The sequence below is a fragment of the Aequorivita vitellina genome (assembly GCF_022008365.1).
Lineage (GTDB): Bacteria > Bacteroidota > Bacteroidia > Flavobacteriales > Flavobacteriaceae > Aequorivita > Aequorivita vitellina.
In genome coordinates, this window is the sequence record NZ_JAIRBA010000135.1 from 1 (window position 1) to 548 (window position 548).

At 46.0% G+C, this 548-nt stretch carries 1 protein-coding gene; it reads right to left on the reverse strand.

Annotated elements, in window-relative coordinates; translation table 11 throughout:
* Window positions 1-548, reverse strand: a 548-nt coding sequence (locus tag K8089_RS16305) for a hypothetical protein (RefSeq protein ID WP_237604339.1), incomplete at both ends; no start/stop codon positions are given.

Sequence of the window (548 nt, forward strand, 5' to 3'; positions counted from 1 at the left end):
CCAGGCCCCGGATCTACTGTTTGATCTGCTGGACAAGTTATTACCGGCGCAAGGTTATCTACTACCGTTACCTCTGCAGTACAGGTTGCAAGGTTGCCGTTTACATCTATCGTAAATACTTGCACCGTGATTGGCGCTCCAATATCTGCACAGCTAAAGTTTGTAATATCTACTGCCGAAGCAAAGATTCCACAGGCGTCATCGTTAGAGGCTATCACATCACTTGGGTCAAGAATGGCAGTACCATCTGCACCAAGTTCAAGCGTAAAGTCTTGACAAACTAATACTGGGCTTGTATTGTCTTCTACCGTTACGGTAGCCGTACAAGTTGACGTGTTTCCGTTTACATCGGTTACAGTTAATGTTACAATATTGTCTCCAACATTTGAACAGTCGAAGGTATCTATATCGAGATCATAGCTCGCAATGCCACAGGCATCGGTGCTACCTCCGTCAACGTCTATTCCTGCGATTGTTACCGTACCCGTTGCATCAAGTACTACTGTGATGTCTTGGCAAGCCACTACTGGCGCCGTAACATCTTCAAC